Below are 14,652 nucleotides of genomic sequence, written 5' to 3' on the forward strand. Positions count from 1 at the left end.
CAGATATAAGTTTAATACAAACACCCAAACATCCAAAGCGGGATTCTATTACCGTTGCCAGTTTCAATATCATCAATAGCAAGATAACTATTCGGAAGATTTGCAATCTGATCGAATGTTTTGCGACTTCCACCAACCTCAAACAAATACTTGCCATCGGCCATAAAATCGCCCTGCTTGGGCATTGTCAGAGTCGTAATTGCTCCAACCTGATTAGCAAAAAATGTTTCACGCATCGTCCCTTCCGAGACTTTGCCAGAAAGGGCGTACATCAGATTGGCATTATTAAGATATATCTTTTTCGGTCCGGTCAGGTGCTTGTAGTCTTTGATTTTATTCGTAAGTAACCACAGCAACCCAGCGCGATCTAACAGATACAACATTTTAAGTGTCTGGTCACGCGTTGACTCCAATTGTGACGAGAGTTTATTGATGTTCGGTTCTAAGGGAACATTCTCGGCAATAACCATCAAGAGTTTCTTGATTTTCTGTGCGGTCGTGTAAGTAATATCTTCAACGGCAGGAATATCGCTATCGATAACAAGTCGTGCAACCTCTCCAACTCGCATCAAGTAATCCTCCCCTGCCTCTTTATAGTAGGGATAATATCCTATCTGAAGATATCGGTCAAAATGTTTCAGCACTTTTATTTCAGAAGTAACATCCAGCGCATATTTTGTATGGGTTACAAGCAATTTTTCCAAATCGATGGATGGAATCGTTGCAATGCCCTCATATTCGAGATATTCTCGGAACGATAACCCAGTAAGAGTGTAAAGCGATTGTCTGCGGGACAAATCTGCCACCGAATTTTCGATAGCAAGCATAGCAGATCCGGTATAGACAATATTCAAGTCAGGATAACTGTCATAGAAGTATTTGAGCAATGCCGTCCAATTCTTATACTTGTGTACTTCATCGAAATAAATATGCATCACACCATGCGTATAGAGGAATTCAACTAACTCCTCCAATCTATGATTCTCAAACCACAAATTGTCAAGCGAAACATATAATACATCGTCTATGTTGTCAAATGTTTCCTTGATATGTTGCATTAGCATGGTGGTCTTACCGACACCACGCGCTCCTTTTATTCCCACCAGTCGAACATCCCAGTTAATCCGGTCATACAAATATCGTTTGAAACGCAAATCGGTCGTAGCGAGTTTTCGATGATAGGCATTTAATAAAGGCTGAATATCCGCATAATCCATAATGAAATCAATTTTGTAGGTTTTGAGTGCAAATATAGCAAAACACTTTCAGAAAAGCGAATTTTTTATCAATATTCACCTTTTCAAAAGTGCTATGTATCATGATATCTTTTTGCATATATCTATAAATGACTAAAAATTATTTCCGGCAACTTTTCCTCTACGGCTTATAAATCTGAAAATTGAATATGACAATGAAATATTTAGCTTTAATTCTTAGCGTCATTCTTTCAATCGTCCGATAGCTTTCCGGATACCATAGGCTACCGATGTCATATTGTTTCTTGCAGCGGACAAGGCAGACGAGAGGCTTGAGGCGGAAACGAACCTTGTATCGTCCTTGGATCGCAAGAACCGGCCACGGTTCAAGACGGATTGCCAATGAGATTGAATAAATGTGTTTTCGAGGAGCGCATCAAACAAAATTGCCACATATCGAACTGTGTTCACGCGGAGGTAGAAGCCCTCCTTGCAAGCAAAGAGGGCTTCCATATCTTCGATGCGCACGGGAATACAAAACAGATGGTAAGTATTGGCACAAGATACAATACCAGCCATCTGTTCACGGGTGAAGTTGCAGCCAAAAGAAAGAGGATGATTGCTTATCGGCTCATCAATACAGCACTTACCGGTTATAGACAGTGATTCAGATATATCATACATCCGCTTTATCTCCATGCACTCCTCAAACGAGAATGAGTCGGCTATAAAAAGAGATTTGACGAGGTTGGCGCATTCGGTTAGCAGTCCTTTGACGATATGGATGTTCATTTCGTGGCAGTTCCGGCAGACGGCATGATTGCAATCAATGTACCGGTGCCTGTTTATGAAGTCATCCAAGTAGCGATCATACCGCTTGCCATCTACTATGACATCTTGAAGATAAAGCTCTCTCGCTTCAGAGAGTAAGATAAAAAATTCTTCTGCTACATCCTGTTCCGTAGCAAAATGATGCAAGTGTAGGCTTTCTCCAAAAAGAGAGAGAGCCATTATTCAATCTTTTCATTATAAATTTATTTTTATGGATTTATATTTTAATTACAAAGGGCTTTACTAAAGCTATTTAAGAAATCATTGCAGAGCATTGTTTCTATTGGTAATCTTCATTAAGGCTCACTATTTTTCGCTGCTTTATTTACGATTAGAATACTCACCTCGTAAAGTATCCACATCGGCAGGGCTACGAGCGACAACGTAAAGACATCCGAAGTCGGGGTAATGATTGCCGCCACGACAAGAATGATTACGATGGCATGTTTCCGGTAGCGGCGCATGAAACCGTCCGAAAGGAATCCCAACTTGGCAAAGAGCCACGAAAGCATGGGGATTTCAAAAACGAGTCCCATTGCAAGACACATCATCACCAGCGTTGAAATATACGAATCGAGGGTAATGAGATTATCCACCTCGCCACTGACCTGATAAGTCCCCAAGAAACGGAATGTCAGCGGAAAAATCAGAAAGTAGCTGATCAATACCCCCAGACAGAACATCACGTAGCCTCCTCCGACCACTTTCGTAACATAACGCCGTTCGTTTTCATAAAGTGCAGGCGATACGAACCGGAACAACTGGTAAAGGATATACGGCGAAGCGCACAACACTCCGGCACATAGTGCAGTCTTCATGTGAATGATGAACTGCTGTGCCAGTCCCGTGTTGATGAGCCGGACGGAGAAAGATTCGGATAAGTCTCCGCTCCATGCCGCGATCCGGTTGAAAAGACGGTAGGTAATGAATCCGTCGCTCTTGGGGGCAAGTACGACTGAAAATAGTGCTTCTTTGAAAAAGAACGCCACCATGCCGAACCCGACGGTTACGAGGACGATCTTTACAATCGCCGCCCGCAACACGTCGAGGTGTTCCCAAAAGGATTGTTTGTTCTCCACCGCCATCATCGGTTATTCCTTTTTTTCAGGCTCCGTTTCTATCTCCTGTTTCATCTCGTTCATCCCTTCCTTGAATGAACGTACTCCTTTTCCGATACCTTTCATCAGTTCGGGAATCTTTTTGCCGCCGAAAAACAGCAATACCACGAGTGCGATCAGCAACACTTCCTGCATGCCGATACCGCCGATAAACAATGGTGTCATATTATTGCTTTTAATTTTGGTTATTGTACATTATCGAACATAAACTCCAAACGGCTGTCCATCTCATCAAAAATCTCCAAATCAGAGGTTACTTTTCCTATCGGGATAATACGCATGGTAAGTTGTCCCATATTTGGGTCATCGGCTTTCGCGTAAAAGATGGCTATCGTGTTATTGGAAGGGCAATAGGTGATGTCGCCGTTCTCGAACCGGAGCTGTCCTTCTTCGGTATGGGTGGGGCGTTGTGGCATGGAACCGTAATATTCGCGGCCGCCGTAACGTCCTAAAGTTGCAGTCAGCGGAAACATACCCCTGATTTCATTCGCCAGCGGTGTGTCGAGCCATTCCCCGGTAAAAGTATGTCCGCCGGCAGTAATACGAATCGACTTGCCTTGCGGTTCTTCACGCCCGATACCGATTCGTTCGAGCCAGCTCTGCACCCGCGATTCTGCGGAAGGTACATCCGTAGCCTCGATTGCGATTCCGTCAGGGACATTCGCACCGGATGCGGAAGTCTGCACGGAACGATAGCTGCTGCCGGCTCCATATCCGTCATGGGTACAGAATGGCACAACGGTCTTGCCCGAAAAATCATAGGCCGAAAGGAATGAAAGTACCGCCTGCGGAACATCGGTTGCCCACACGGGATAACCGATGAAAACCACATCGTATTGATCCATGTTTTCAATGCTGTTTTTAAGTAACGGAAGTGTTCCTGCCGCCTGCTCCGCGTGATTCTGATCACGGACATCATCGAACTCCGTCGGATACGGGGCGGTCGTTTCTATCAGATGCAAATCTCCGCCGACAGCCGTTTGGATATATCGGGCCACCACCTCGGTTGTACCCCGGCGGGTTCCTTTATCGATGATAATGCTTGCTCCGGTCGAGGCATCCACGTCAGAGGCATAATTCGTATTCCCCCAACGGCTGAACCAAGCGATCAGGATTTTCCCATTCCCGGGTTTAACTGTTCCCGAGCCGTCATCGTTATCTTCATTGTCCCCCGGATTGTCAGGAGTATCCGGAGTTTCGGCCTGTGGCTCATCATTCCCTTCGCTGCATCCGGCAAAAGTCATTACCGGAACAAGCAGCAATAAACATATGAATAATCGTTTCATCTTTCTTTTCGTTTAATTGATTTCATTCAACCAGTCTGCAATCATCGAGTGGCATCCGGATGTTTGGGATGAACGTATCCACAGGCTTGGAGTAAGGAAATTTCCTTCCGGGATAAGTCGTTTGGCATCCGACTCAACTCCACTGATTCCACTGCTTGCGCTCGATACTATCAGACCAATGCTTTTCCCTTTCATTTCACTGCCGTGTTGAAACAGGTATGTTTGCAGTGGGGCTGCCATATTGCTCCACCACAACGGCGCTCCTATGATAATTCTGTCATAATCAGCTATATTCACATCTACGGATTTGATAGCCGGATAAGAACTCTCGTCATTCGGATTGTTCCGGATAGCCTGAATCAGCGCGCTGCCGATAGCGTAATTGTTTGCGGCATAGTCGAGTCCTTCTTCGGCAGGTTCTATTCTTACCGCATCCGCCTCTATTTGTGTTTGCAAATCGGTCACGATGGTATGTACATTATTCGTGAAACTGTAATACACAATCAGCGTCTTGCCCGTAGGGTCGGGGTTGGGATTGTCGGGGTTGTCCGGATTTTCCGGCGTATCCGGGATTTCGGTTTCCGGGCCATCAGGTCCGTTGTCATCGGGAGAGCAGGCGCTCAATCCCACCGCTACAAAAGCGGCAAATAGTAGATACAGAAACTTTTTCATAATGCTTCTCGTTGTTAAAAATTAAATTATTTGTTATTATTCGATAATACCTATTTGTTTGAGCCATTTTTCAACGTCTTCCCGAGAGTTTTCAGCCCGGTTTCCATACACGGCCAAACTGCCGAGTAATGTCGAGTTGGGGCATACCGAACGGATATCGGACACGCTTTGAGCCGTGCCACTGCCACCATGCGTACAGAAGGGTGCTATGTACTTCCCCGACAGATCGTAGCCTGCCAGAAAGCTCTTCATGGCCGGGGTAAGATGCCCGCCCCAGATGGGGGTTCCGACAATCAGCGTGTCGTACTCGTCCATGTTCTCTACCTTTGTTTTCAATTCCGGGCGATAATCGCTCTCCAACTCTCCGGGGGCAATTTGTATTACCTCCTCGTAAGAATCGGGATAAGGAATAACTGTCTCCACTTCCACTATATCGCAACCGACAAGATCGTGTATGTGGTTGGCGACCATTCGGGTATTTCCACCCCATGAGAAATAGACAATGAGAATTTTTCCGGCATCTCCTGAAATCGTATCTCCCGATCCTACCGTTGCCGATTCTTCACTGCTGCAAGAAACAAGGGTGAATAGCAGCATAACTATCATTGTCAATAATCCTTTTACGTTCATATTCATTATGTTTTTAATTTTTCTACAATACAAAAGTATGGAAGCCGGAGAAGATAACCTTTGTTGCCCAGCTCAATTAAGTTTGTTATCAGGCTCAAATGGAAATTCTTTCCAGACGATGTCTCTTTCTACCCGTGGCTTCAACAGGTCGAACACGTCCATTCCGCACTTTCCAGCAAAGTCGAACAAATTGGCCGCATATCGTTTGTCCATATTTATTAAGGTATAAGCAACTTCTATCGTTTTTAACCGCAATAGTGTTTCCGGCAAAGGTTGCTTCCGGTGAAGATAAGGGACTAATGACTGGAAGAAACTCTCTATCCCGGGACACGCCGACAAGAGATGCAGGGCCGGAAGAGCTTCCATTGTATGTTTCCGAAACGAGCTGTCCAGTGTTTGGTAAAACTCGCAAAGGAAATGTCTTGGAAACGAAAAGTACAACATCCTACATGGGGCATCCACTTCCGGTTCTGCATAAAGATGCGAGTAACTGTCCCTTCCGATAAAGGCACAATCTCCCCGGACAATACTCAATGCTTCACCGCACTGGTTCCGCAAATGCAACTGCCCGCTATACAAATAAACCAGCGTGTATCGGGGAAAAAGGTGGTAGGCATGGGAAGTCGCATGAATTGACCAAAAAGAATAAATATCCTGTTCTTCGTTCATGTTCTTTATTATATTGCCGACAATCCGACAAGTGTCGCCGGATTGTCGCGTACCATGTAATTGACTTGTTGCTGCGACAACCCGTTTTCGAGCAACGCCCGGATACAGCGACGCATACCTTCAACTGGATGGGGCATTCCCACCTGCCCGAGGTCTGTCGTTATGATGCTGTGTTCCGGGGCTATACGGACGAACCCCGCAAACTCCTTGTCGCTCATCCGTTCAAAGTCTGGTAATCCCGTACCCGGGCCCCATAAGTTGGTTATATAACTGTACTCAATCCATGCCCCGGAATCAATACATCGTTTTATTTGGTCGTAGGTCATTTTCCAAATGCCGGAATTGGCATGAGTTACAACGAATTTCTTTACACCGACTTCACGGGCTTTGCGGGCCAGCGTGATGCTTTCTTCGGGGGAAGAGTGTCCGGTAGCGAAAATGATATCCGCCTCGGCACATATTTCCATTACCTGCACGACTTCCGGCAGGACATGCCCATTGTCATCCAACACGGGAATACCCTCTTTTTTTCCATGATACCGGATATTCTGGTAAACAGCATCCTGTGTAGGCATCCAGATGCAGCGGCAAAGGTTGCCTGTTGTATTCACAGCCTTTTCCGCAGCGAACGTGTTCACTTTTTCTCCATGTACCCGATTCATGCAAAGGCTTCCGAACACCTCGAAATCCGGCAATACCTGACGAATTAAATATGCCCTGTCATGACTACTGAAATCATTAGATTTGAACAACATGGATTTATATCCGGCATCATGAGCGGCACGGGCAAATTCCAGTTCATTTCCCAAGCGGGCTTTGGAGTCCGGAGCAGCGTGCAGATGAATATCGCTGACACCGCGGAGCAATTCATCTGTTCCCGAAAAATTGAAATCTTCACTATCAGTAAACGTCGGTATCCCGGCTTTCGACGGTAATATGCCGGAAAGGAGCATGGCTCCTCCCGCAATCATGGAATTACGAATAAAATCCCGGCGTGACAGACCTTGTTTATCTTTCATCGTTTTCTTCTTGATTCAGTTCGACAATACCGATTTTTTGCAACCATGCAATAACACGGTCGTATGCGGTGTCGTATGTTCCTCTGCGAATCTGTATGCCCTCCAAAACGGTAGATTGCGGGCAAAGGGAACGAATGAGCCGATAGCTCGCCTCGGCAGAACTGGTTCCACTGGTGCAGAATGGCACAACGGTTTTTCCGGCAAGGTCGTGTGTTGTCAGGAAAGAGCGGATAGGAGGGGCCGCCGTTTCCACCCAAATCGGATAACCTATGAATATGACATCGTATAAATCGATGTCCTCTATCCGGGTTGTGAGAGGCGGACAATATTCGGTCGCTACTTCTTCCCTGATCTGTGCCAGCAAAGTGTCATAGTCATCGGTGTAAGTATCTACGGTTTCGATCTCCACAAGGTCGCTCTTTACCGTATCATGAATATAACCGGCAATCGTCCGTGTGTTGCCCGTGTGGGAAAAATAGACGATCAGAATTTTTCTGTTTCCCGAAGGCTCCGCGGGTTCTTCCGGTTTTTCGACCGGAGGAGTGTCCGGTGAATCCGTTTGGGGGTCATTGGCTGAGCAGCCTGTTACGGCTAACATAAGCCATGCTAAAAGCAATAAAATCTTCTTTTCCATATCAGTTTCTATTTAGTTATTCAACTGACACAAAGGTAAAAGCAAAGCCCCGCAACATATTTGCTGCGAGGCTCAATTTGCTTTGTTCTGGAGTCCGGTTCTTATTTTTCTTTCAGGACTTTTTTGAAAAACGTATCTATTTTATCGAAAGGAATCACATCAAGATTGTCGTACAAATCGACATGGTTAGCTCCCGGAATAATCAGCAGTTCCTTGTTATCGCCCGTCAGCCGCTTATAGGCATCCTCGCTGAAATAGCGAGAGTGAGCTTCGGCGCCGTGTATCATCAGCACGGCACTACGGATCTCGCCGATATAGGTGAGTAGAGGCATATTGATGAATGATAACACGCTGGTCTTCGTAATTCCCTCATTGGAGTTTGGGGAACGGCGGTGGTAGCCTCGCTCCGTTTTGTAATAGTCGTGGTACTCCTTGACGAATTGCGGAGTATCGTCCGTTACAGTCTCCACCACGCCGCCGTCACGCTCGTATCCGCCGCTTCGGTAGTCTTTCGTGCGCTGTTCGTTGAGAGCCTGACGAAGTTTGTTGCGTGCATCTGCGTTGTCATTGGCATCGAAATAACCGTTGGCATTCACACGGCTCATATCGTACATGGTAGAGGTAACGGTTGCCTTGATACGCGGGTCGTTGGCCGCAGCATTAAGGGCGAAACCGCCCCAGCCGCAGATGCCGAGAATACCGATACGCTCCGAATCGACATCCTCGCGGGTGGTCAAGTAATCGACCGCCGCGCTGAAGTCGTCGGTGCTGATTTCCGGCGAGGTCAGGTAACGGGGCGTGCCGCCGCTCTCGCCATAAAACGAGGGGTCGAAAGCGATGGTTAGGAATCCCCGCTCGGCAAGGGTCTGGGCGTAACGTCCCGACACCTGCTCTTTGACCGCTCCATAAGGTCCGCTTACGGCGATACCGGGCAAAGTTCCTTGCGCATTTTTCGGCTTATACAAGTCTGCGGCAAGCGTGATGCCATAGCGGTTGTGGAAGATAATTTTCGTGTGTTCCACTTTCTCACTCTGCGGAAATGTCTTGTCCCATTCCTGTGTCAAATTCAATGTATCCATATCTATTGATTTTATCTCCTTTTCCTTGTTATTACCGATGCTGCAACTCGTAAAAGCCAGCAACGTCATGATAGCAAATGCTTGTATCTTCATAATCTTCTCGGATTTATATTATTTCATCTTGTAGCGCAGCCAGACTATATCCGTCGGCCACTGCTCCACGCTTTCCAGTTTCAGACGGAACGGGTTGCATCCCATGTCAGTTATACCATCGAAAACGGCAGTCTGCCCCTTGCGCCCGTCAATGCCGGGGGCTACCATGATACTGACTTCATCAATCAGTCCGGCCTCTAAAAATCCGCCGCAGATATGCCCGCCCCCGACTATTGCAAGGCGTTTAACCCCGAAATGCTCGGACAGGGCTTCCATAGCTTTGGGCAAGTCGATTCGTCCTTTCCCGGCCGCAATCCAAGAAATGCCTTGCTGCCGGAGTGTTTCCAGATACGCTTCGGGTACTTCCTCGCTGACGATGCAGAGCAACGGATGCCCGTCTGCTTCATCCGCCTGCCAGCGCAGTTTCCCATGTGTATCTACTACAATGGTGTATTCGTCCGATTTTCTGGCGACATAAATGGAAGTCCTGCCTATCGGGGTTCCCTCCATTCGGGAAGATTCCTCTTTGACAGCCGTACATTCCAAAGCGGTAGTCACCCGCCCGGAAAGTTTCGAGCAAGAACCGAGTTTCTCTAATGCGATATAGTATTCATCCGTACTCAGTTGCCCGACCATCGGGCAGTCGATGCGGCCATCGACGGATGTCATCATATGACTGATAATATAAGGTTTCATATCTTTATAATTTTATAATAATCCGGAACAAAGGTAGCTCCGTTTATCCGGCCCGTCATTAGATGGATTACGGATTGAGCTACCCTTTTTACCGATTTTAGCGTCCTACCTGTTTTTGCTGTTCGGCGTTGTAACGATCTCCCACAACCGGAATGGCAACAACCGTATCTTCCAGTTCTCTCCATTCTTCAGGAGAGAGGGAAAATTCAAGCGTGCGCAGATTCTCTTCTAAATGCGCCAGTTTCGTCGTTCCGGGAATCGGCACGATCCACGGTGCTTTCTGCAACAGCCAGCCGAGGGCTACCTGAGCCGAGGTCATACCCCGTGTACGGCCGAAGGCTTGCAACGCGCTCACGATGCGCGTGTTGGCCCGCATTGCTTCCGGCTGGAAGCGCGGAAGAGTTTGGCGATTGTCATTGTTCGGGTCGAAGACCGTGTATTCGTTGATGCAGCCGCCCAGAAAGCCCCGGTTAATCGGGCTGTACGGAACGAAGCCGATACCCAGCTCCCGGCAGGTATCGAGTACACCGTTTTCCTCCACAAGCCGGTGCATAAGATGGTATTCGCTTTGGATAGCAGTCAGCGGGCAGATAGCGTGTGCCTTACGGATGGTTTCGGCACTCACCTCGCACATCCCCCAATGCTGTACTTTGCCCTCTTTCATCAGGTCGGCAATGGTCGCTGCCACCTCTTCTGCCGGAGTGTTCGGATCGGCACGATGCTGGTAAAACATCGGCAAGGATTCGAGCCGCAGGCGTCGGAGCGATTCCTCACAATAACGGCGAATTGTTGCCGGTCGGCTGTCCTGACGTCCCGTTCCCTTACCGTCGATGACTTCATGCCCGAATTTAGTCGTTACGCTGATCCGGCCCTTGAACTCGGACAACGCTTCACCGGCCAAATTTTCATTGGTCAGCGGGCCGTAGATGATTGCCGTGTCGAAGAGTGTCACACCACGGTCTACCGCCTCATGCAACAGTCTGATACATTGTTTCTTATCCGGATGCTGGCTGCGGTTATAGGTCATACCCATCACGCCGAAACCGAGAGCCGAAACCTCGAAGGCCGCCTTCCCCGTTCCCAATACGCGATGTCCTTTGATACGGGCGACGCCTGTATCATCGTTTCGTGATGTTTCCGGTTGTTTCGGCTCGGCAGCAAAAACCTTGTCAAGTCCGGCAGGCATAGCCAATGCTGCTCCCGCCAGTGCCGCCGTTTTAAGAAATCCACGGCGGCTGATGTTCATTTTATTATCTTCTTCCATTGTTTTACGTTTTTGTGATTAGTGAATAGAAAAGGCACCGTCCACCAAAAGGGCATGACCATCCACGAAACTTGCCTGCTCGGAGCAGAGCCACAGGACGGCATTTGCTATCTCTTCGGGTTTACCAAGACGCCCGGCAGGAATATCACGTACCAACTCTTTCTCCAAATCCGGATTGCGCCGCATCAGTTCCTCTGCCATCGGCGTTCTGATGACGCCCGGACAGATGGCGTTAATGCGGATGCCCTTTGCGGCATAATCGATAGCCGCGGTACGTGTCAGACCGATTACGGCATGTTTGCAGGCGATATAGGCTGCCTGTCCGGGAAATCCCGTCACACCACCCTGCGACGAGGTATTGACAATCGCTCCACCGCCCTGTTTCAACATCTGGAGAATCTCGTAGCGCATGCAGTTCCATACGCCTTTCAGATCGACAGCCACCGTGCGGTCGAACTCCTCGTCGGTAATCTCCGCCATCGGACGTTGCGGGGTTTGGATGCCCGCGTTGTTGTGTGCCGCATCGAGTCGGCCATAGGTCATAACGATCCAGTCTATCATCGTCTTTACGGCTTGCGTGTCCGATACGTCGCAACGATACGAAACAGCCTTATAACCTTCCGAGTTTAATTTTTCGGCCTGCTCTTTCGGTTCGTTGATATCTACCAGAATAACCGTTGCACCGGCTTTTGCGAATCCTTCTGCACAAGCAAGACCGATTCCGGCTGCCGCACCAGTTACCATTGCTACTTTTCCATTCATTGTTTTTGTTTCCATATTATTTATTTTTGAGATGAATAATTCTTCTGTTGATAATCCAGTGCCGGTTTCCGATCACCCAACAGAGGCTCGTACTTGAAATCTGTACCTCTGTCTTGTTGCATTTCTTGTTTGGCAGCAGCAATGAGTTCAGGATTCAGGAAGAGGTCGCATACGGTAGTCGCTATGATTTCCGAAGCGACCAGTGCGCTCTGCACACCTAAAGAAGAACCGCTGGCCGCTACCGCTTGCCATGAATGTGCTGCCGTTCCCGGAATCCAACCCATCGTGAATACGCCTACCGTCGGTACTACCCAACTGATGTCACCCACGTCGGTCGAAGCGTTCACCTCCTTTGCCGGATAGGGTGGAAAAACAATGGTGGGATCGAGTGGCCCCGGATGTTCTAATGTCGAGGCAATCCCTTCGGCAAATTCCATTTGGCTCTTGTTCCAAAGAGGTAAGGATAGCGAGTTGAAATTCGTTGCCGCCACGTCTATCAACGTGTGGTTGACAAGCAACGGATAGCAGCCCGACGTAAGTTCATATTCGGCGGTGGTTTCCGTGGCGGTAGCCGCACCACGTGATATTTCCACAATTCGCCTCCATACCTCACGTGCCACTTGCGAATTGGCATGACGCACGGTCAGGTCGATCTCCGCGAAATCAGGAACCACGTTGGAAGCCCGTCCACCGTTACTGATTATATAATGTATGCGTGTCTTGTCGGGAACATGCTCGCGCAGATATTCCACGGCTGTAGCCATTACCATCGCCCCGTCCAATGCCGACCGTCCGCGGTCGGGAGCGGCTGCGGCATGGGCCGATACGCCCCGGAAACGGAATTTGGTGCTGACACTTGCCATGTGGGGCGAGGAATAATAACCGTTGTAGTCAGTCGGATGCCAGTGCATTACGGCGTCCACGCCATTAAACAGCCCATCGCGTACCATATAAACTTTCCCGAAACCGCCTTCTTCAGCGGGACAACCATACAAACGGATTTCCCCGTGAACACCGTTTTCCTCCATCCATTGCCGGAGAGCGACTGCCGCGGCCACGGCTCCCGAACCTATCAAGTTATGCCCACAGCCGTGCCCGTTGGTGTTATCCGCTCGGAAATGACGTATGCAGGTGGAATCCTGCGACAGACCTCCTAATGCATCATATTCGGCAAGCAGGCCGATGACAGGCCCTTCACCGTTCCGGTAACTCGCAACAAAGGCAGTCGGCATCCCGGCGACACCCGTCTGCACGGTAAATCCGGCGTCGCTCAAACGCTTTTGCAGGATAGTCGCACTCTTATGTTCCAGAAATCCCAGTTCGGCAAGTCCCCAGATAGCCGTTGCGTTGTCAGCCAACGGTTGCCGCTGGGCTTTGACCAGTTCGAGCAATCTGCTTTTCATCCTTTTTTCTTTTGGTGATGCTCCCATCGCAGTGTTTACTTGCAGCATACAAAGCAGGGCAAGCATTCCTATGACAATTTCATTCTTAATTCTCATATTCTTCAATTTAGTAGTTTCAATACTGTGGCAAAGTTAAAAAGAGAGCCCCGCAGCGTCTTTGCTGCGAGGCTCAAAATACTTTGTTGGGAAGTTCACTCCGTTAAAATTACATGCTGGGGTTTATATGCCTGATCACTCTGGCGGGATTTCCGGCAACAATAGTGTCAGGCTCTACATCGTGCGTAACGACACTGTCGGCTCCGACCACCGCATTCTCACCGACGGTAACACCCGGAAGAATGGTCGCTCCGGCTCCGATCCACGCCCGCCGGCAGATATGTACAGGCTTGCAGGTAATTACCGACCTATTTTCCAAATCGTGGTTATTGGAGATAAGTTGAACATTTGCGGCTATTTGGACGTCATCGTCGATAGTAATTCCTCCTGCCGACATCATCAGACAACCGGGCATGATGATTACATTGCTCCCGAATTTCACGTTGGCAGTCCGGACACCCGAAAACGGAGTCTCGATGCGACATCCCTCGCCGAGATTCGAGAACACCTTATGCAGCAGTTCATCATACTCTTCGGTATCCGGCATCGTATGGTTCAACCGGAAGATATTTTGCCGCAACTCCTTTGCTTTTGCCAGTTCCTCTGCCGTTTGATTCCGGCAGTCGATTCTCAATTCTTCCATAAACTTACTTGCTTGCCTGTTTCGCCCATTCTCCGGCTTGCTTTACACCTCCGTTAAGCAGCCGACCCTCTTTCCACACGATTTTCGGGTAGAGTTTTTTGAGTTGTTTTACACTGCCCGTTATCGAACTTCCGCCGGAAGTGGCGAACGGAATGACGGTTTTACCGGAGAAGTCGTATTTTTCGAGGAACGTATTGACCGGACGCGGGCATAAGTCCCACCAGATAGGATACCCCACGAATATCACGTCGTAATCTTTCGGTGCAACAGATTCTCCACCCAATTCCGGTCGTGAGTTTTCGGTCGTCATTTCAACCGAGCTTCGGCTTTTCTTGTTGTTCCAATCGAGGTCGGCCGATGTGTAGGCTTTAGCGGGAGTTATCCGGTAAAGTTTACCGCCGGTTGCTTTGGCAATGGCATCCGCTACTTTTTCAGTTGTTCCGGTACAGGAGAAATAGGCGACAAGAATTTTCTTGTCCGATGACACATTGGTGTCCGTGACTTGTTGCTGCGCCGCTGAAACCGATAAGGCTCATAATTATCAATATTATATGTTTCATC

16 protein-coding genes and 1 pseudogene are annotated in these 14,652 nt (G+C 48.4%); all 17 read right to left on the reverse strand.

Annotation, left to right across the window (positions count from 1 at the left end):
• Positions 1-11: 11 nt before the first annotated feature.
• Positions 12-1,217, reverse strand: a complete 1,206-nt coding sequence (locus tag DXB63_RS12900) for an ATP-binding protein (protein WP_122126831.1) — start codon at positions 1,215-1,217, stop codon at positions 12-14.
• A gap of 222 nt (positions 1,218-1,439) precedes the next feature.
• Complete coding sequence (locus DXB63_RS12905; RefSeq protein WP_199604211.1) at positions 1,440-2,207, reverse strand: hypothetical protein; 768 nt, start codon at positions 2,205-2,207, stop codon at positions 1,440-1,442.
• A 116-nt stretch (positions 2,208-2,323) separates the two neighbouring features.
• Entirely contained in the window at positions 2,324-3,112 is a 789-nt protein-coding gene (gene tatC / locus DXB63_RS12910; protein ID WP_122126867.1) for a twin-arginine translocase subunit TatC, read from the reverse strand.
• Between the two features lie 6 nt (positions 3,113-3,118).
• Positions 3,119-3,310, reverse strand: coding sequence for a twin-arginine translocase TatA/TatE family subunit (locus DXB63_RS12915; protein ID WP_122126832.1), 192 nt, complete (start codon positions 3,308-3,310; stop codon positions 3,119-3,121).
• 20 nt (positions 3,311-3,330) lie between these two features.
• A complete protein-coding gene (locus DXB63_RS12920; RefSeq protein ID WP_122126833.1) occupies positions 3,331-4,431 on the reverse strand; it encodes a cyclophilin-like fold protein in 1,101 nt (366 codons plus the stop codon).
• Between the two features lie 12 nt (positions 4,432-4,443).
• On the reverse strand, positions 4,444-5,103 hold the full coding sequence (locus DXB63_RS12925; RefSeq protein WP_122126834.1) for a flavodoxin: 660 nt from the start codon (positions 5,101-5,103) through the stop codon (positions 4,444-4,446).
• 36 nt (positions 5,104-5,139) lie between these two features.
• A complete protein-coding gene (locus DXB63_RS12930; RefSeq protein WP_122126868.1) occupies positions 5,140-5,733 on the reverse strand; it encodes a flavodoxin in 594 nt (197 codons plus the stop codon).
• Positions 5,734-5,805: 72 nt separating this feature from the next.
• Positions 5,806-6,402 carry an AraC family transcriptional regulator gene (locus DXB63_RS12935; RefSeq protein WP_122126835.1) on the reverse strand — a complete coding sequence of 199 codons (597 nt, stop codon included), beginning with the start codon at positions 6,400-6,402 and terminating at the stop codon, positions 5,806-5,808.
• A gap of 8 nt (positions 6,403-6,410) precedes the next feature.
• Complete coding sequence (locus DXB63_RS12940; RefSeq protein ID WP_122126836.1) at positions 6,411-7,421, reverse strand: DUF6282 family protein; 1,011 nt, start codon at positions 7,419-7,421, stop codon at positions 6,411-6,413.
• Positions 7,411-8,055 carry a flavodoxin gene (locus DXB63_RS12945; RefSeq protein ID WP_233522856.1) on the reverse strand — a complete coding sequence of 215 codons (645 nt, stop codon included), beginning with the start codon at positions 8,053-8,055 and terminating at the stop codon, positions 7,411-7,413. The genes DXB63_RS12940 and DXB63_RS12945 overlap by 11 nt, the downstream gene beginning before the upstream one ends.
• A gap of 101 nt (positions 8,056-8,156) precedes the next feature.
• On the reverse strand, positions 8,157-9,227 hold the full coding sequence (locus tag DXB63_RS12950) for an alpha/beta hydrolase (RefSeq protein ID WP_122126837.1): 1,071 nt from the start codon (positions 9,225-9,227) through the stop codon (positions 8,157-8,159).
• A gap of 18 nt (positions 9,228-9,245) precedes the next feature.
• Positions 9,246-9,923, reverse strand: a complete 678-nt coding sequence (locus DXB63_RS12955) for a dihydrofolate reductase family protein (protein ID WP_122126838.1) — start codon at positions 9,921-9,923, stop codon at positions 9,246-9,248.
• A gap of 97 nt (positions 9,924-10,020) precedes the next feature.
• The gene (locus DXB63_RS12960; protein WP_122126839.1) at positions 10,021-11,187 is read right to left on the reverse strand and encodes an aldo/keto reductase; all 1,167 of its coding nucleotides are present in this window, start codon (positions 11,185-11,187) and stop codon (positions 10,021-10,023) included.
• A gap of 18 nt (positions 11,188-11,205) precedes the next feature.
• Positions 11,206-11,964: an SDR family NAD(P)-dependent oxidoreductase gene (locus tag DXB63_RS12965; protein ID WP_122126840.1), complete on the reverse strand. Its 759-nt coding sequence runs from the start codon at positions 11,962-11,964 to the stop codon at positions 11,206-11,208.
• Positions 11,965-11,969: 5 nt separating this feature from the next.
• Positions 11,970-13,448 (reverse strand): amidohydrolase, encoded by a 1,479-nt coding sequence (locus DXB63_RS12970; RefSeq protein ID WP_122126841.1) that lies wholly within the window; start codon positions 13,446-13,448, stop codon positions 11,970-11,972.
• A 109-nt stretch (positions 13,449-13,557) separates the two neighbouring features.
• Positions 13,558-14,091, reverse strand: coding sequence for a DapH/DapD/GlmU-related protein (locus tag DXB63_RS12975; protein WP_122126842.1), 534 nt, complete (start codon positions 14,089-14,091; stop codon positions 13,558-13,560).
• Positions 14,092-14,095: 4 nt separating this feature from the next.
• Positions 14,096-14,651 (reverse strand): annotated as a pseudogene (locus DXB63_RS12980) (flavodoxin).
• Position 14,652: the final 1 nt, after the last annotated feature.

It is taken from the genome of Bacteroides sp. OM05-12, from assembly GCF_003438995.1.
Taxonomy (GTDB): domain Bacteria; phylum Bacteroidota; class Bacteroidia; order Bacteroidales; family Bacteroidaceae; genus Bacteroides.